The organism is Providencia sp. wls1914 (assembly GCF_009706645.1).
In the GTDB taxonomy this organism is placed as follows: domain Bacteria; phylum Pseudomonadota; class Gammaproteobacteria; order Enterobacterales; family Enterobacteriaceae; genus Providencia; species Providencia zhijiangensis.
This window is the reverse complement of sequence record NZ_WLUN01000004.1, coordinates 87,645-105,496: the sequence shown is the minus strand read 5'-3', so window position 1 is coordinate 105,496 and position 17,852 is coordinate 87,645. Positions and strand designations below refer to the sequence as shown.

The 17,852-nt window shown below is 45.1% G+C and carries 10 protein-coding genes and 2 pseudogenes; 5 read left to right on the top strand and 7 right to left on the bottom strand.

Features of this window, described 5'->3' with window-relative positions:
• Window positions 1-274: 274 nt before the first annotated feature.
• The 4 genes and pseudogenes from mazG to dgt all read right to left on the bottom strand — a co-directional run bounded on the left by mazG (window position 275) and on the right by dgt (window position 6,647).
• Window positions 275-1,087, bottom strand: a pseudogene (gene mazG, locus GKR74_RS02680) (nucleoside triphosphate pyrophosphohydrolase).
• A 242-nt stretch (window positions 1,088-1,329) separates the two neighbouring features.
• Window positions 1,330-3,561 (bottom strand): GTP diphosphokinase, encoded by a 2,232-nt coding sequence (relA, locus tag GKR74_RS02675; protein ID WP_154602421.1) that lies wholly within the window; start codon window positions 3,559-3,561, stop codon window positions 1,330-1,332.
• 16 nt (window positions 3,562-3,577) lie between these two features.
• Window positions 3,578-4,909: a 23S rRNA (uracil(1939)-C(5))-methyltransferase RlmD gene (gene rlmD / locus GKR74_RS02670; protein ID WP_154602420.1), complete on the bottom strand. Its 1,332-nt coding sequence runs from the start codon at window positions 4,907-4,909 to the stop codon at window positions 3,578-3,580.
• A gap of 205 nt (window positions 4,910-5,114) precedes the next feature.
• Window positions 5,115-6,647, bottom strand: a complete 1,533-nt coding sequence (dgt, locus tag GKR74_RS02665) for a dGTPase (RefSeq protein WP_154602419.1) — start codon at window positions 6,645-6,647, stop codon at window positions 5,115-5,117.
• A 131-nt stretch (window positions 6,648-6,778) separates the two neighbouring features.
• On the opposite strand from dgt, the gene mtnN reads away from it, so the two are divergent.
• Window positions 6,779-7,471 carry a 5'-methylthioadenosine/S-adenosylhomocysteine nucleosidase gene (mtnN, locus tag GKR74_RS02660; RefSeq protein ID WP_154602418.1) on the top strand — a complete coding sequence of 231 codons (693 nt, stop codon included), beginning with the start codon at window positions 6,779-6,781 and terminating at the stop codon, window positions 7,469-7,471.
• Window positions 7,472-7,566: 95 nt separating this feature from the next.
• Window positions 7,567-8,391 (top strand): annotated as a pseudogene (btuF, locus tag GKR74_RS02655) (vitamin B12 ABC transporter substrate-binding protein BtuF).
• Window positions 8,392-8,614: 223 nt separating this feature from the next.
• Here btuF and erpA read toward each other — a convergent pair.
• Window positions 8,615-8,959 (bottom strand): iron-sulfur cluster insertion protein ErpA, encoded by a 345-nt coding sequence (gene erpA / locus GKR74_RS02650; RefSeq protein WP_132496746.1) that lies wholly within the window; start codon window positions 8,957-8,959, stop codon window positions 8,615-8,617.
• Window positions 8,960-9,196: 237 nt separating this feature from the next.
• On the opposite strand from erpA, the gene hemL reads away from it, so the two are divergent.
• On the top strand, window positions 9,197-10,486 hold the full coding sequence (hemL, locus tag GKR74_RS02645; protein ID WP_154602416.1) for a glutamate-1-semialdehyde 2,1-aminomutase: 1,290 nt from the start codon (window positions 9,197-9,199) through the stop codon (window positions 10,484-10,486).
• 317 nt (window positions 10,487-10,803) lie between these two features.
• On the opposite strand, the gene mrcB is transcribed toward hemL, so the two are convergent.
• Window positions 10,804-13,350, bottom strand: coding sequence for a bifunctional glycosyl transferase/transpeptidase (gene mrcB, locus GKR74_RS02640; RefSeq protein WP_154602415.1), 2,547 nt, complete (start codon window positions 13,348-13,350; stop codon window positions 10,804-10,806).
• A 231-nt stretch (window positions 13,351-13,581) separates the two neighbouring features.
• Window positions 13,582-16,041, bottom strand: coding sequence for an ATP-dependent helicase HrpB (hrpB, locus tag GKR74_RS02635; RefSeq protein ID WP_181477466.1), 2,460 nt, complete (start codon window positions 16,039-16,041; stop codon window positions 13,582-13,584).
• A gap of 161 nt (window positions 16,042-16,202) precedes the next feature.
• On the opposite strand from hrpB, the gene sfsA reads away from it, so the two are divergent.
• Window positions 16,203-16,919 carry a DNA/RNA nuclease SfsA gene (gene sfsA / locus GKR74_RS02630; RefSeq protein ID WP_154602414.1) on the top strand — a complete coding sequence of 239 codons (717 nt, stop codon included), beginning with the start codon at window positions 16,203-16,205 and terminating at the stop codon, window positions 16,917-16,919.
• 190 nt (window positions 16,920-17,109) lie between these two features.
• Window positions 17,110-17,565 (top strand): RNA polymerase-binding protein DksA, encoded by a 456-nt coding sequence (gene dksA, locus GKR74_RS02625; RefSeq protein ID WP_006659320.1) that lies wholly within the window; start codon window positions 17,110-17,112, stop codon window positions 17,563-17,565.
• Window positions 17,566-17,852 lie beyond the last annotated feature (287 nt).

The following is a 17,852-nucleotide window of genomic DNA, read 5'->3' as shown; positions in this document are numbered from 1 at the left end:
ATCTCCTACAAATGTTCTAAGCGCAATAAGGCTAGTTTTCATTAATACCTTAAATAAATCAGCAAGTTAAAAATAAAAATATTTATCGTTTGATAAATAGTCACTTTCTAGGGTGCTATTCAACTGTTTTGCAAGATTAACACATTTTTGTGTAAATGCTAAATCCTTTCAGCTTAATCTATCACTGAAAAAACATCATTTTGCCGATTGTTTGATTTTGAATAACTATTTCAATCCGTGACTATCATTATCGACGAGCATTCTTTGCAAAAATTTAGCTGTCTAGATTGAATCATTCATCTAATTTGATAGACGCCCACAATGCTTCCATCTCATCAAGTGTAGCAGTTTCTGTCGATTTGCCAGTTTTTGCTAATCGTCTTTCGATTTCACGAAAACGGCGCTCAAACTTACTGCACGCTTTTTGTAAGGCAAGCTCAGGTTTGTGTCCTAAATGGCGAGATAGATTGACGGTCGCAAATAATAAATCGCCAATTTCTTCTTCAAGATGCTGTTCATCCACGACTGCTTGAGTGGCTTCTTCCATCACTTCCGCTAACTCTTCGGTGACTTTGCCAGCTACAGGGCCCAGCGTATCCCAATCAAAACCGACTGAGGCACAACGTTTTTGAATTTTATAGGCTTTCATTAAGGCAGGAAGTGCATTCGGGATATCATCCAACACTGAGTATTGGTCTTTCTCTGCACGCTCTTTGGCTTTGCGTTGTTCCCAGCCCGCAATAGCTTCTTGGCTGCTGAGCTGGTTGTTTTCGTCGAAAATATGAGGATGGCGACGTTCAAGTTTGTCGCTGACAGCTTGGCAAATATCATCAAAATCAAAGAGATTTTGCTCTTGTGCCATTTGCGCGTAGAACACCACTTGAAAGAGGAGATCCCCCAACTCGCCTTTTAAGTCGGTAAAATCTTCTCGTTCAATGGCGTCTAGGACTTCGTAGGTTTCTTCAAGGGTATAAGGGGCAATGGTTTTAAACGTTTGTTGCGTATCCCACGGGCAGCCATTTTGCGGGTCGCGCAAACGCGCCATAATAGTGAGTAACCGTTCAATTTGTTTATTGCCCTGCTGCATATTTAACCCTTATCAAAAAATAATTACATAGTGATTTAATGAGGTTGATACCTTAACCAAATTAAATTAAATACGCTAAATCTTTTAAGTTTTCGTTCAGTAAACGACGGAGAGGGTATTTTCAAAATAGTTTGGATGTGCAGCTAGGCGGCAAGTAAGCAAGACCCTAGGAGCATACATAAGTATGTGACTAGGGCGAGCGCGCGCAGCCAACAACGCTGCGCGCCAAAATATGAAGAAAATTAGGAAGAATGCCTTTTGGCTTCGATCACATCCGGTAATTGATTTAACTTCGTGAGAACTCGTCCCAGCACCTCAATATTATATAACTCGATGGTCATGTCGATGGTGGCGAGCTGCTGCTTCACATCGCTGCGGCTGCTTACCCCTAACACGTTGACTTTTTCGTTCGCCAAAATCGTCGTGATATCACGCAGTAATCCGCTGCGGTCATTGGCTATGACTCTTACCACCAACGAGTAACCGCTCGAGTAGTTTTCACCCCAAACGGCATCGATCACACGCTCTGGCGCGTGGCTTTGCAGCTCGGCAAGCTGTTCACAATCCGCACTGTGAATCGAAATTCCGCGACCTTTGGTAATAAAGCCGACGATTTCATCTCCCGGAATTGGCTGGCAGCAACGCGCAATATGGTGCATCAGGTTACCGACCCCTTCGACCACCACGCGCCCACTGCCATGGGATGGTGCTCTTGGGACACCAGATTTATTCTCCAGTGATTTCATCGCCGCGCGATCTTCTTCCTCTGCGGTCGCTTTATTAAACTTAGCTTGTAGGAAGTTAACCAATTGGTTGATACGAATATCACCACCGCCAATACCCGCTAACACTTCATCTAGTGAGTGCACGTTATAGCGAGCAATCAACTGTTTCTCTGCGTCTCGTAAACTGATATCCAGATGGGATAATTCGCTGTCGAGGATTTGACGCCCCGCCAGAATGTTTTTATCGCGGTCTTGTTTACGGAACCAGTTTTGAATTTTCGCCCGTCCGCGGCTGGTCGTCACGTAACCGAGGTTAGGGTTGAGCCAGTCACGACTCGGGTTTGGGTGTTTCTGGGTGATGATTTCAATCTGGTCACCCATCTGTAATTGGTAGCTAAATGGCACGATGCGCCCACCAATTTTCGCCCCAATACAGCGGTGTCCGACATCACTGTGAATATGATAAGCAAAATCGAGTGGTGTAGAACCTGTTGGTAAATCCACCACATCGCCTTTTGGTGTAAACACATACACACGGTCATCAAACACTTGGCTACGGACTTCATCCAGCATTTCGCCAGAATCTGCCATCTCTTCTTGCCATGAAATCAGTTTACGCAGCCATGCAATACGGTTTTCGTAGCTGCTGCCTTTACCAACACCACTTGCGCCTTCTTTGTATTTCCAGTGCGCAGCAACGCCCAGCTCAGCATCTTCATGCATTTGGCGGGTACGAATTTGAATTTCTAAGGTTTTGCCATTTGGCCCTAAAACCACGGTATGAATCGATTGATAACCATTGGGTTTTGGATTCGCAACGTAGTCGTCGAACTCATCGGGTAAATGACGGAAATGGGTATGCACAATCCCCAGCGCCGCATAACAATCTTGCAGGCGTTCAACCACGATACGCACCGCACGCACATCGTATAATTCGCCGAATGCTAAGGATTTCTTCTGCATTTTGCGCCAAATACTGTAAATGTGTTTTGGTCGGCCATACACTTCCGCTTGGATTTGCTCTTTGAGCATATATTTGCGCAATGTGCTGACGAAATTGTCGATGTACTCTTCACGGTCAATACGGCGCTCATGCAGCAATTTCGCAATTTTTTTGTATTCATCCGGGTGCAGATAACGGAAACAGAAATCTTCTAATTCCCATTTTAATTGTCCAATCCCTAAGCGGTTTGCTAACGGCGCATAAATATTGGAACACTCTTTCGCTGCTAAGACGCGTTCATCTTCGCTGGCATCTTTGACTTCCCGTAAATGGGCGATACGCTCGGCGAGTTTAATGACCACGCAGCGGAAATCTTCCACCATCGACAGCAGCATACGGCGGATGTTATCCACCTGTACGGAACTGGTTTCGTTAGATTGTGTGGCTTTAAGTTCGCGGATGGCGTCCATCTCAATCACGCCTTTTACCAGCGCATGAATGGATTGACCAAAATCATCAATAACGGATTGTTCGTCGAGTTTTCCCTCTTCAACCAGAGGGAACAGTAACGCAGCTTGTAAGCTACCGATATCCATACTGAGCGTGGATAAAATTTCGGTCATTTCAATGCCGCGCCACAGTAGCAGAGGCGCAATATCCTGCCCCGATAATTTATCGTGACAATACTGCCAGGTATGGATGAGTTTTTCTTCTGATTGTTTGTTATTCAAACCCAAATCATTAACCCACTTTTCGGGGGCAAATTCACCTGCTGGGGTTAAATGCGCACTTCTTACTGCAACCATATATTCTCCCTACCTGTTACACCTCTGGGCTACGAACAAATAGCGCCATAGATTCCAGATGACTAGTTTGCGGAAACATATCCAACATCCGCAATTGAGATAACTGATACCCGCCTTCAAGCAGAACTTTACTGTCTCTTGCTAACGTTGTTGGATTACAAGAAACATAGACAATTTTTTCTGGCATCAGTTTAATTAAATGTTCCATTACACCAGCGGCACCTGCTCGAGCAGGATCTAGCAGCACTTTATTAAAACCTTCTTGCGCCCACGGCTGAGTGTGGATCTGTTCTTCCAAGTTCTCATTATAGAACGCCGCATTCTCAATTGAGTTGCGCTGGGCGTTATTTCTCGCTTGAGTGACTAAATTTTCAACACCTTCAACACCAACCGCCATTTTTGCTAAACGGGCAATTGGCAGCGTAAAGTTACCCATCCCACAGAAAAGATCCAATACCCTATCTTCTGGGCTTAGATCTAACCATGCTAAGGCTTGCGCCACCATGTGCTGATTAATTTCGCCATTCACTTGAATAAAATTGGCAGGGCTAAATTGCAAGGTTTCACCCGCCACCTGATATTCAGGTAACGCGGAGTCAATCTCAAGCGGCAATAATTGCCCTTCATTCCCCGCTAACCAAATACTAAGCTCATGAGATTTGGCAAATTCTAGCAAGCATTTTCTATCAGATGCGTCAACAGGGGCTAAATGGCGTAACAGGATAAGATTACCGTTATCCCCGTGAATTAGCTCTACATGCCCTAATTTACTAGCAATCGATAACTGATTTAAACAACTGGACAGTGGCGCTAGCAGCGCATCGAGCTCTGCGTGTAATACAGAACAACTTTTAATGTCCACCAGCGTATTGGTTTGCGTTTGGCGAAACCCCATCATTAAGTGATTGGATTTATTTTGATATTGCAGTCCCAAACGCGCGCGGCGGCGATAACCATATTCTTCACCGCCAATCACCGAAATAGGAGGCAATACAGACCCAGTTTCGCGCCCGATTAAATGCTGTAAAGCCTGCGCTTTGCTTTCACGTTGAAGCCCAATTTCCACATGCTGCTGTTGACATCCGCCACATTGATTAAAATAACGGCAGCGGGGTTTCACACGTTGCGGGCTAGTACTGAGGCGTTTAATGACTTTGGCTTTCGCGAAATGGCGTTTATCTTCAGTCAGTTCGACTTGCGCCTCTTCCCCTGGTAATAAACCAGTGATAAATATGGCTTTGCCATCATGGCGAGCTACGCCTTGCCCTGCGGCATCTAGACTGTCGACATGAACCGTGATTTGACGGCATTGGGTGGTGCGGCGATTTGGCGAGTAAAATTGGGCCATAAGTAGTCACTAAACGGGGTTAAATAATTTCTATTTCAAGCCACAGGTTGGTAAGCCCATATTTACTGTATAACGGCTTACTTTATCACTGCGACTGCCTGATAATTGGGTAGACAAATTAGCGGGCTATCATAGCATTTTTTTACCGAAATTAGTGACCACTTAGTTTTTTTGTCACGCTATATACTGACTTTTTTTATCAGCATTAATTTGTCACCATAAATTTTCGATACTCTTCATAAGCATAATGGTCAGTCATTCCGCTAATGTAGTCTTGAATCAGTCTGGCTCGATAATAAAACTCTAACATCGATTTATCCGCATCGCTGGTGACTGAAATTTTTTCTAAGGCTTCGTTATACGAGAGTCGATGTTTATTCGATAACTTATGAAATAGGCGAGTTTCGATAAAAAAGTGTTTATGATAATTCTGCGCCACTAATGCTGCAAAATCCTCTTTATCCATCATCAACAGTGGGCTGTAAACATCTAATAATCCGCTGATAATTCGGTAGCCTTGTAGCTCTAGTTCTTCCACTTCATGGTGATTAAACACATGCTTAAACGCCACTGTTTTTAAAGCTTTTAATAGGCGATGCTCTTGGCTTTTATCTTCAAGTAACGCGCTGTTAAAGCTACCGTGATAAATTTCAGGTAGGTTTTGAATAAAGCGTTGAGCACTGTAATGTGCAAGCTTTCCCGTAATATTGACGCGTAAATACATGAAAAACTGATCTTGCTGAATGCGCCTCGTGTGGTTATCGCTGATATTATTGAATGCCCGCAAAATAGTTTGATCGAAGAGATCCCCAGATTTTACCTCGCCCCACTCTGCTTTTAGGTACTCAATTAGCTGCTCAACGGTATAAATGCCCTTTTCTGCTGCATCGTCTAAATCCGCAATACAATAAGAAATATCATCCGCCGCTTCCATGATATAGGAGAGAGGAAAACGGCAATATTTGTCCATCTCCAGTTTTTTACTGAGCTCGCTGACAAAATCCGCTTCAGACCAGTAATAGCCTGGCTTTTTCATTAAATAATCAAACTCTGGAGGAATAGGTTCAAGATCATAGGCGCCGCGAGTATATTTTAAGATAGAGCCAATCTGGGCGTAGGTTAAATTCAGCTTCAATAGGCGATGAGCCATACGCAGCCCTTGCGCATTCCCCTCAAATGAACATAAATCCCGCTTCAACTGGCGGCGAAATAAGTCCTGTTTTTCATTACCCGTCAGTTGCAACGCTTTAATTTTACATGGGTCTTCAGACTCAGGCGTGAACAAATAGTCTGGTGCTAATAATTTACTAAACCAGCGTTGAATCGCGGCTTCACCGAAATGCCCAAACGGCGGGTTGCCAATGTCATGCATCAAGCACGCCATTTCTACGAGGCTCTCAAAGGCATCACAACGGTCGGTTAACCCATATTCATCAAGCAATTTTTTCTTTTTCAATTCACCCAACACCGTTTTGCTGATGTAGCGCCCAACTTGTTGAACTTCAAGAGAATGGGTTAAACGGCTGCGTACGGCGGAATTTTGTTCAAGGGGAAAAACTTGGGTTTTCTGTTGTAAGCGACGAATGGCTGCCGAATTAATAATCCGCCCACGGTCACTTTCAAATAGACGGTTTACGGCATCTTCATCATCGGGTGAGACTCTTTGATTTTTCCCGCTGCTCATATAGTTACGTTGAAAACTCAGCTTCTTAACAAAATTAATCTCTTTTTCCGCCATGCTAGCCTCTGCGCCTTACCGTTTTATTCCTAAATCCTCAAAGAAAAGGCAGAGGAAAACCCACCTTTCGATGTTACACTTTAGCCATCTACGACATAAGTGTCTAATTAATCAACAGTGAGTATGACATAATGAAAATCGGTATCATAGGTGCGATGGAGCAAGAAGTTGCGACCCTACGCGAAAAAATTGAAGGTTGCCAAACATTAAGCCTTGCTGGCTGTGAAATTTACACTGGAAAAATGAACGGCGTTGATGTTGCCTTATTAAAATCAGGGATCGGTAAAGTCGCAGCGGCAATCGGTACTACTTTACTGTTAGAACACTGTAAACCAGATGTGGTGATCAATACGGGGTCAGCGGGTGGTTTAGATCCTCGTTTAAATGTTGGGGATATTGTTGTCTCTACAGAAGTACGTTATCACGATGCGGATGTCACCGCATTTGGCTATGAACCCGGTCAAATGGCACAGTGCCCACCTGCATTTATTGCAGATGCAAAATTAATCGAAACAACCGAAAAATGTGTCAAAGCGCTAGATATGAACGCAGTGCGTGGTTTGATTTGCAGTGGTGATGCATTCATCAATGGTGCCGAGCCTTTAGCGCGTATCAAAGCGACATTCCCAAGCGTTGCTGCCGTTGAAATGGAAGCTGCGGCTATCGGTCATGTCTGCTACCAGTTTAACGTGCCTTTTGTGGTGGTTCGTGCAATTTCAGATGTGGCGGATAAAGAGTCTCACACCAGCTTTGATGAATTCTTACCTGTCGCCGCACGTCAATCATCCCTAATGGTTGCTGCGATTGTCACAGCATTAGCGTAATTTATTTCTCACTTTCTAAGGCATAACTGACCTTCATTTATGCCTTTTCTAATACCTCTTTGTGAAGTAATGCTATGAATCTAACGACCAAACTCATGCGCTCACTGATTGGTTTTCTATTTTTCTTAACCCTAATCAATAGTGCATTCGCCGCCCCCAAATCCCGAGTCATTAGTTTATCGCCAGCTAATACTGAACTGGCTTATGCCGTGGGATTGGGAGATAGCTTAGTTGCCGTGAGCGCCTATTCCGATTATCCCGACTCTGCCAAAAAGCTTGAGCAAGTTGCGGATTGGCAAGGGTTAAATGTGGAGCGAATTATTGCCTTAAAGCCGGATTTGATTTTAGCGTGGCGAGGCGGTAACCCACAGAGACCATTAGATCAACTAGCGTCGTTGGGGATTCCAATTGTCTATTTTGATCCGCAAAGCATTGATGGCGTTATCGCCTCATTGGAGGAACTTGCACAATACAGCCCTCGTCCTGAAGTGGCAGAGAAAAATATCAGCCAAATGCGCAGCGCGCTAAAGATACAAAAAGATAAATTAGATACTAATAAGAAACCTAAGCAATTATTTATCCAACTCGGCACTCAGCCATTATTTAGCGCTGGTAATCATACCCTTCAAAATGATGTGGTTAAGACTTGCGGTGCTCAGAATGTTTTTGAAAACAGCGCAGTCCAATGGCCTCAAGTCAGCCGTGAGCAAGTTCTCACCCGCAAGCCCGATGCCATCATCATGACCGGCTCACCAGAGCAAGAAAATGCCGTCAAAGCTTTCTGGGGCACTCAACTCAATGTCCCTATCATTCGCTTAAATGAGGATTGGTTCCACCGCGCCGGCCCCCGCATCATCAATGCCACCGAGCAGCTATGCAACCAGCTAAACGCTCTACCAAACTGAAAAATAAAGAAGTAGACGTTAAGAATTAAAGAATTTAAGAATTTAAGAATTTAAGAATTTGAGAATTTGAGAATTTGAGAATTTGAGAATACAGCAGGATTTTTCTAAATAGTTCGAGGTGTGACAAGGCGGCAAATGAGGAAATCCCTAGGAGCATACACAAGTATGTGACTAGGGTTGACGAATGAAGCCAACACAGTCACAACTTGAAATATGACGAAAAATATGACGAAAAATTTTAGATGCTGAAGGATGAACCGCAACCACATGTAGATTTGGCATTAGGATTCGTCACAATAAAGCGCGACCCTTCCAGCCCTTCCGTATAATCCACACTTCCACCCACTAAATATTGCAGGCTCATTGGGTCTACAACCAGTGCAACGCCTTGTTTCTCAATGGTCATATCCCCTTCGTTGATTTGATCATCAAAGGTAAAACCATATTGGAAGCCACTGCAACCACCGCCCGTAATGTAGACGCGCAGACGCAGATTTGGGTTATTTTCATCGGCAACTAAGTCTTTGACTTTGGTTGCAGCTGCATCGGTAAATTGCAGAGGCAGAGCTACATCATCACTCATTTATTACTCCAGACCGGTGACCGGTAAATTCATAGGTAAGGCAAAGCCTACTTAGATCAATTTCTCAATTATCCGTCACCTGACTCATTGGTTCAAGTGTTGTTACACAATTGAGCACAGAGTTACTATTCATCTTTATGATTGATCCATCATTGTGATTGATAGCATTGGTTTAATCGCCCTTGTGCTTTAGAATAGCGGCAACTTTTTATTTAGTCTCTTTTCAGGAGCCCTGCAATGCACCATTCCGAAGAATTATATAATGAAGCCCAACAGCTGATCCCTGGCGGTGTTAACTCCCCTGTTCGCGCCTTTAATGGTGTGGGTGGTACTCCGTTATTTATCGAACGCGCTGATGGCGCTTACATTTATGATGTCGATGGCAAAGCTTACATTGACTATGTGGGTTCTTGGGGTCCAATGGTATTGGGTCACAACCATCCGGCTATCCGCGATGCGGTGATTAAAGCAGTCAATAAAGGCTTAAGCTTTGGTGCGCCAACGGCTGCTGAAGTGGAAATGGCAAAACTGGTGTGTGAGTTAGTGCCATCTATCGATATGATCCGTATGGTTAACTCCGGCACTGAAGCCACCATGAGCGCGATCCGCCTTGCTCGTGGTTATACAGGTCGAGATAAAATTATTAAGTTCGAAGGTTGCTACCACGGCCACGCTGACTGCCTATTAGTGAAAGCAGGTTCCGGTGCACTGACCATGGGTGAGCCTAACTCTCCGGGCGTACCTGAAGATTTCGTTAAGCATACATTAACTTGCACATACAACGATTTAGCCTCTGTACGCCAAGCTTTCGAAAACTACCCTGAAGAAGTGGCATGTGTGATTGTTGAACCTGTTGCGGGCAACATGAACTGCGTTCCACCAACCGCAGAATTCCTGCCGGGTCTGCGTGCATTATGTGATGAATTCAATGCACTGCTGATCATCGATGAAGTGATGACTGGCTTCCGTGTTGCACTCGGTGGCGCTCAAGATCACTACAACGTACAACCGGATTTAACCTGTTTAGGTAAAATCATCGGTGGCGGTATGCCAGTGGGTGCTTTTGGCGGTCGCTATGAAGTGATGGAAAAATTAGCGCCTATCGGCCCGGTTTACCAAGCAGGCACACTTTCTGGTAACCCTGTCGCGATGGCAGCTGGCTTAGCCTGCTTAAATGAAGTCTCTCAACCGGGAGTTCATGCACGCTTAACAGAACTGACCGATAAGCTGGCTCGTGGCTTAGCCCGTGTTTCTAAAGAACAAGGCGTGCCAATGGTAATCAACCATGTGGGCGGGATGTTTGGTCTGTTCTTCACTGACGCTGAGTCTGTAACTTGCTACCAAGACGTGATGAAATGCGACGTGACTCGCTTTAAGAAATTCTTCCACTACATGTTAGAAGAAGGCGTTTACTTAGCACCATCTGCATTCGAAGCGGGCTTTATGTCTGTCGCCCACAGCGATGAAGATATCCAGCGCACCATCGATGCCGCGGAAATTGCACTGGCAAAAATCAAAGCCGAATAATCCCCGCAATAAACCGCTCAAAAAAATAGGCGCCATCTACATAAGACGGCGCCTATTTTTTATCTATTTTCTGTTTGTTTTATCTTTTTAAAACTTATCTGCTTATCTCACCATTCTCCTAAATCCCGTGCGCTGTAGCTAGGCGGCAAGTGAGCTACCCCCTAGGAGCATACACAAGTATGTGACTAGGGTTAGCGACCGCAGCCAACAACGCTACAGCGTGCGGGATGACGGAGAATCAGCTAGGCGGCAAGTGAGCTAAGCCCTAGGAGCATACACAAGTATGTGACTAGGGTTAGCGAGTGCAGCCAACAACGCTACGGCGTGCGGGATGACGGAGAATTGGACGGAGAATCGCCGAACATATCTTTGACCCAGTCCGGGGCAGTATCCTCTTGCGGAGCCTCACCATTCCCATTCAAATTCCACGCCGGATCTTGCGATGCTGATCCTTGGCATAGGCTTTGCGGATCTTCTGTCCAGACTGGCAACATTCTGCCGCCACCTAAATCAGAGCAGCTAAATTGGCCATCCATCATGACGCGCATGTCGGTTATCCCTTCTGGCGCTCGGTTGATAAGTGTCAGTGGCGTTTGGTTATCTAAATAGCGCTGATAAACACGTAATGCCCCTGTTGAGCCTGTTAACTGTGTTGGTCCGTTGTTATCGCGACCGACCCAGACAATAGCCACTTCCTTACCGTCGATACCCGCATACCAGCTATCACGCAGATCGTTGGTGGTACCCGTTTTACCCGCCAGATTGTATTTACCATATTTATTCAGTAATACGCGCCCAGTCCCTTGCTGTACCACTTGCTGCATACCAAACAGCGTTAAATAAGCGGCTTGAGATGGTACGGCACGCTCTGCGGATGGGTAACTTTGATACAGCTCTTTGCCATCACCATCAATCACTGAACGTAATGCAGATAATTTTGCACGATTACCTTCGCCACCAATGGTTTGGTACACTTGCGCCACTTCAGCTGGCGTTAAGTTCACCGCACCTAACAACATCGCAGGCACTTTTTCCATCGCACTTTCTGGTGCACCCAGGCGGATAAACGTATTCATCACTTGGTCGAGACCAATTTCCATCCCTAAGTTTACGGTTGGAATATTTTGTGATTTCGCTAATGCATCCACCAGCATCATACGGCCATTGAAGTTACGGCTATAGTTTCGTGGACTCCAGCTTTGATTACCGACTTTGATGGTCAGTGGTTCATCGGATAGCCACGTATTTAAACGGAAGCGGTCTGGCTCACTTAATGCCGTTAAATAAACTGGTGGTTTTGCTAAAGAACCAATGCTACGACGGGCATTCAACGCTCGGTTAAAGCCTGAGAATTGTGGATCAGAGCCGCCGACCATTGCACGCACTTCGCCGTTAATACGGTCAACCACCACCATGGCACCTTCGATATCATCCAATTTACGTGCTTTACGTAAATCAGCCACGCCGAACTCGACTGCATTTTCCGCCGCCGTTTGCGCCACAGGATCTAAGGTCGTAAAGATTTTCGCACCAGAGAGATCTTTAACTTTATCCCCAAGCTTCTCACTTAGCTCTTGTCGCACCATCTGCATAAACGCGGGTTGAGATGCGACTAACCCTTCTTTGTTTTTCACACCGAGTGGTCGAGCGCTCAGAACTTGGTACATCTCATTGTCGATAACACCGCGGGTTTCGAGGATTTTAAGTACAATGTTACGGCGTTTAATCGCATTTTGTGGCTTAGTCCACGGGTTAAAGGTCGATGCACCTTGCACCATTCCCACCAGCAATGCTTGTTGGTCAAAGCTTAACTCATTAATTGGTCGGCCAAAGTAATACAAACTCGCCAGCGGGAAGCCGCGAATTTCGTCATTACCATTTTGCCCTAAATAGACCTCATTCAAATACAGCTCAAGAATGCGTTCTTTGCTGTAGTTGTAGTCTAAAATCAATGCCATAAAGGCTTCGTTAGCTTTACGTTTCAGGGTTCTTTCGTTGGTTAAAAATAGGTTTTTCACCAACTGCTGCGTTAAGGTACTTCCCCCCTGCACGGAGCGACCCGCGGTGACGTTCGCCACCACCGCACGACCGATAGAATATAAGCTAACACCATCATGCTCATAAAAGTTTCTATCTTCCGTTTCGAGGAGGATTTTCACCAAGGATTCAGGAAAATCCGCCATTGGCAGCACTAAACGCTGTTCATTATTCGCAGATTGCATCATGGTGATCAGTTTCGGATCTAAACGGAAGAAACCGAACGAGCGCCCATTTTCAATATTTTCAATCTTGCTCAGCATGCCATTTTCAAACACCAGACGCGCGAGGACTTGCCCCTCTTTTTGGTCTGGGAAATTAAATGGGCGACGCAAAATTTCAATGGTATTGCCTTTCACCACAAACTCACCGGATGTGGTGATTTTGCTGACTTTACGGTACTGCATCCCTTCAAGCAGGTTGGTCATTTCAGCTTGGCTGTAATCCATACCCGGCTCAAGGTTTACCATGCGTCCGTATACTGCCGCAGGCAAGTCCCACACCTTACCATCAAGGCGCTCTTTAATTTGTTGGTTTAGATAAAAACCGTAAGCCGCCAGTATCACTGCGAGTACCAGCATTAATTTAACTAGCAGCCAGAACCAGCGCCATTTACTCTTGCGAGGTTTGTTCTTTTTTGAGCCTTTTTTGGTCATTTGCTCTTCTTCATCGTCTTCATCATCAAGATATTCATCATCAATATCTTCGTCATCATACAGATCTTCATCATAATCATCGCGGCGTCTACGGCGGCGTGAAGAGGAGGATTGTTTCTCGGCAGCGCGTCTTTTGCGTCTGCCAATGGGTTCAAAATCTTTACCGGACATGGTCGCTCCATATCTCCTATACCTAAATAGGCATTAAAATCTAACTATGTATGCGCAAACATAACGACATGTGCGTAAGCACAATTACAGATGCGTAAATGTAACATAAGGCTAATTTTGGCTCATAATTCAAGGAATTTCACGGAAGAAAGCTCCTAATTACACTTCCTTACGCTGCCTATTGGGCGCCATTGCCTAATTTACAGCCCGTTATTAGAGCACAAAATTAGGTTATTTCGCACTCATCATCGCTTTTTTTGTTTGTCGCGTTGGTTCGGCATTTGCAGGGTCATCTGGCCAAGGATGTTTTGGATAACGCCCTTTCATCTCTTTTTGTACCTCTTTATAGCTCCCTTGCCAAAATGCACCGAGATCTTGAGTTATCTGAATAGGGCGCCTTGCCGGTGAAAGCAATGATAATGTTAATGTCACTTTGCCATTTGCCACCGTTGGATTGGCTTTTTCACCAAACACTTCTTGCAGGCGAACTTCAACCACCGGAGGCTTGTCTAACGCGTAGTGAATACTTACCTCGCTCCCAGAAGGGGCAACATAGGTCATAGGGAAAGTGCTGTCGAGCCATTGGCGTTGCTGCCAATCCAATCGATTCAATAATAAATTCATTAAATCAATTTCTTGCAGCTTTTTCTTGCTTGTCACGCCATTAAGATAGGGGGCTAGCCATTCATCAAGCGTCTCGAGTAAAGTCTCATCATCCATTGCAGGCAATGGCGAGTCAGGAAAATAACGCGCCGCTAATTCACAACGAATGCGCAACTGTAAGGTATTTTCTTGCCAGTTTAACTGTTGCAAACCATTTTGCTGAAGCCAGTAAACCAGCGCTTTTTTAATCTCATCCGGTTCTGGATTAGTTAGCCGTTGAGATTTCACGACTAACTGCCCACATTGCAAGCGGCGCCATGCCAGCAAGCTCCCCCGCTGCTCATCCCATTCAACTGTCTCTTGAGTGCTAAAAAGATGCGGGCAATCCTGTTGAAGCTTTTCAATTTCAATAGGATATGCCAAGGAGATACGTGCATCTGCCGAGGTTTCTGACTGCCATAATGCCGCTACCATCAGCCATGTATTGCCCATTAGTGGGTTATTGTCACTCAGTGTTGCCCCTAACCCGCTGGCTAATTGATAACGGGTTTGGTTGTCTCTGGATTTCGCAATATAGTCAGGAAACCCTGTGGCAAGTAAGGTTGGTAACCACTCACTAATCAACCCAGAAGTTTTCCCTAAAGAATGGGTAACTTTCTCACCACTTAAGATAGAGGCGCGTTTGCACCAATTTTCCGTCGGGCGTTCTAAGTGGGTATGTAAGTCAATCACTTCGCCGCGGGGAGGCTCTTCAATAATTGCTGTTAATAATGCAGCAAGTTGAATAACGGATTTATTTTGAGTTTGTTGCGCGTGATACAGCATCGCCGCAGTACGCACTGACGTTCCCGTTCCCGCCATTTTATTGCCCATCGACGTGAGTTTCCCTTGGGCATCGGTGATACCCAATTTGAATAACAGAGTTTTCGCTGCCGATAATGCCGCCTCAGGGGGAACATCTAACCATTGGAGTTGAGAAATATCGTGACAACCCCATTGAAGGAGCGCTAACCATAACCCGCTTAAATCGCTATTATTGATTTCCGCTTCACTAAATTGTGCTGCACGTTCGGCTTGTTCGGCACTCATTAGGTGCCAGCATACACCCGCTTCTAAACGCCCTGCTCGCCCCGCACGTTGAGTCATTGAAGCTTGGCTAATGCGTTTTTTAATGAGCTTTGTAAGCCCACTTCGCGGGTTAAATTGCCCTACGCGCTCAAAACCGCTATCCACCACTAAACGGATCCCCTCGATGGTGAGACTGGTTTCCGCAATGTTGGTCGCCAGCACAACCTTACGTTTTCCTTCGGGGGCAGGCAGAATCGCGTGTTGCTGGGCTTGAATTGATAGTGCGCCATACATTGGGCACAACATCACATCGTCAGTCACTAACCCTTCTAACTCGCTTTTCGTCCGCTCAATTTCGCCTACACCCGGTAAAAAGAGTAACAAAGAGCCAGTTTGTTGCTGCATCAGCTGCCAAACCGCGCTCGCGACTTCTTGATGAAACGGTTTGTTCGGATTGATGGGCTTATATTCTCGTTGAACAGGGAATGCCCGCCCTTGCGAACTTATCACCGGCGCATCGGGAAATAACTGACTAAGCCCTTGATCATCCAGCGTAGCGGACATTAGTAGAATTTTTAAGTCGTCCCGCAGTGCTTGCTGAGAATCCAACAACAGCGCTAAACCTAAATCAGCCTGCAAATTACGCTCATGAAATTCATCCAAAATGACCAATCCGACACCTTCAAGCATCGGGTCATTTTGTAATTGGCGAGTGAGAACCCCTTCCGTCACGACTTCCAAACGCGTTTTTGCACTCACTTTGCTTTCTGAGCGCATACGTAAACCAATGCTTTCCCCTACCGACTCCCCTAACTGCTGCGCCAAGCGAGCGGCGACTGAACGCGCTGCAATACGCCGCGGCTCTAACATAATAATTCGCCCTTCTATCTGCCCACTTTTGAGGATTTCTAGCGGCAATACCGTTGATTTCCCTGCTCCCGTCGGCGCATGCAACAGAACTTGAGAGGATTTCGCTAGAGCAGCGAGTAAGTCATCACTTACTTCTAAGATAGGGAACACTAAGGGGTAACTCCATGAGGTTTAACTTTCTATGAGAAGCATTGTAGCATTAACAAATTGTCGCATTAACGAATATGACGCATTAATACTGTCTATTATCCAAGCCCATCTATAGCATGGTGCTATGTTATGTCACAAACAACGCGGTAAACGGAGAATACATGGAATTTATCCCCCCTTTAAAATCAGCCATCTTAATTAAACGCTATAAACGTTTTTTAGCGGATGTCGTCACCCCCGAGGGTGAGGAAATGACGATACACTGCGCAAACACTGGGGCGATGACAGGCTGTGCAACGCCTGGGGATACCGTGTGGTACTCCACCTCGGATAATCCAAAACGAAAATATCCGTACAGCTGGGAATTAACGCAAACCAAAAGCAACCATCTAATTTGTATTAATACGCTGCGAGCAAATCAATTAGTGGCAGAAGCGTTGGCAAAAAAGCATATTCCAGAATTATCTGACTACAGTATAGTGACCCCTGAAGTGAAGTATGGCAGTGAAAACAGTCGAATTGATTTTTTACTCACTCAAGAGGGCTTAGCTGATTGTTTTATTGAAGTAAAATCAGTGACTTTGCTGGAAAACAACCATGGTTATTTCCCTGATACTCAGACAATCCGAGGACAAAAACACCTTAGAGAGCTGACTATGATTGCGAAAGAAGGAAAACGCGCCATACTTATGTTTGTAATTTTACATAGCGGTATCCACGTAGTATCCGCGGCTGCACATATTGACTCTCAATATGCAGCATTGTTAGAACAGGCTATAGCCAATGGCGTCGAAGTTCTGTGTTATCAAGTGGATATATCTAAACAAAAAATGCAAATAGGGACATCAATTCGCTTCACCCCGACTAAGTCATTTTAGATTAGTCGATATTTAAACAAGGTCATCGAGTTAGGAGTGCTAGTGAAGGGAAGAAACACGCTTGTCCTCACAGCATTACAAAACTCATCACATGAACGATTGCCAAGACGGCTGTCTTCTGATATTTATAGCGACCTTAAATTTTCCCCCTTGGGGTTTTTGTAAAATTTGCGTGTGTAGGAGAAGCATTATGCAAGAAGGGCAAAAACGTAAGACATCGTCCTTAAGCATTCTCGCCATTGCCGGGGTTGAGCCCTATCATGAGAAGGCTGGCGAAGAGTACATGAACGAAGCCCAATTGGCGCATTTTAAGCTCATTCTCGAAGCATGGCGCAATCAACTCAGAGATGAAGTGGACCGGACTGTTACTCATATGCAAGATGAGGCAGCTAACTTTCCAGACCCCGTTGATAGAGCCGCTCAGGAAGAGGAATTCAGCCTCGAATTACGTAACCGCGATCGCGAACGTAAATTGATCAAGAAGATCGAAAAGACGCTGAAGAAAGTTGAAGATGAAGATTTTGGCTACTGCGAATCTTGTGGTGTGGAAATTGGCATCCGTCGTTTGGAAGCGCGTCCAACAGCAGATTTGTGCATCGACTGTAAAACATTAGCAGAGATCCGCGAAAAGCAGATGGCTGGCTAATTGTTGTTTTGGGAGTCCTCAACGGCGCATTAACCCTGCGCCGTTATAAGGATTCGCACCCTCAAAAATGTTTAAACTCCCCTTTTCCTCATCTTTATTTCTCTCATTTTCTCTACATTTGTTATCGTTTGCGTCTCGCGCAAAAAGCTACAATTTGTATAATATTCACTGGTTTAATTGATATAAAAAATAATTAGCCATGACTTTTATTCGTTTAACCATTCTCAAAGAAACTTCAGTGAGCTATGATTAGCCGCTTATTTTGTTTAATGAATCTATGTAATGAC

What these genes read in the sequence shown, in the direction of transcription:
- relA (WP_154602421.1), bottom strand. Translation starts at nt 3,561, where the DNA reads ATGGTTGCAGTAAGAAGTGCGCATTTAACCCCAGCAGGTGAATTTGCC.
- rlmD (WP_154602420.1), bottom strand. Translation starts at nt 4,909, where the DNA reads ATGGCCCAATTTTACTCGCCAAATCGCCGCACCACCCAATGCCGTCAA.
- dgt (WP_154602419.1), bottom strand. Translation starts at nt 6,647, where the DNA reads ATGGCGGAAAAAGAGATTAATTTTGTTAAGAAGCTGAGTTTTCAACGT.
- mtnN (WP_154602418.1), top strand. Translation starts at nt 6,779, where the DNA reads ATGAAAATCGGTATCATAGGTGCGATGGAGCAAGAAGTTGCGACCCTA.
- erpA (WP_132496746.1), bottom strand. Translation starts at nt 8,959, where the DNA reads ATGAGTGATGATGTAGCTCTGCCTCTGCAATTTACCGATGCAGCTGCA.
- hemL (WP_154602416.1), top strand. Translation starts at nt 9,197, where the DNA reads ATGCACCATTCCGAAGAATTATATAATGAAGCCCAACAGCTGATCCCT.
- mrcB (WP_154602415.1), bottom strand. Translation starts at nt 13,350, where the DNA reads ATGTCCGGTAAAGATTTTGAACCCATTGGCAGACGCAAAAGACGCGCT.
- sfsA (WP_154602414.1), top strand. Translation starts at nt 16,203, where the DNA reads ATGGAATTTATCCCCCCTTTAAAATCAGCCATCTTAATTAAACGCTAT.
- dksA (WP_006659320.1), top strand. Translation starts at nt 17,110, where the DNA reads ATGCAAGAAGGGCAAAAACGTAAGACATCGTCCTTAAGCATTCTCGCC.